Genomic DNA, 328 nt, shown 5'->3' on the forward strand with positions numbered 1-328 from the left:
CCAGCCGTCTTGCCTGATCGCTTCGAGGCACATCTCAGGTGTCCGGAGGTTTTCCGGCACATATCGTAGCGCCCCGCCCTCTTGCCTCACTGCCTCGCGGCACATCTCCTCCGTCTGGAGGGCTTCTGGCACATGTTGCAACGCCATGCCGTGTCGTCGTACAAACCTAAAGCAGACCTCCTCTGTCCGAAGGCTCTCCGGCACATATTCCAGCATCCAGCAGCTGTTTCTCCTCGCTGCCTCAAGGCGGATCTCCTCCGTCTGGAGGGTTTCTGGCACATGTTGCAACGCCCTGCCATCTTGCCTCACCGCCTCGAGGCACATCTCC

General features: G+C 60.4%; 1 protein-coding gene. It reads right to left on the reverse strand.

Annotated elements, in window-relative coordinates:
* Positions 1 to 324, reverse strand: a 324-nt coding sequence (locus E1297_RS00420; RefSeq protein ID WP_244327579.1) for a DUF4116 domain-containing protein, incomplete at its 3' end; no start/stop codon positions are given.
* Between the last annotated feature and the right edge of the window lie 4 nt (positions 325 to 328).

It is taken from the genome of Roseibium sp. RKSG952 (assembly GCF_009711355.1).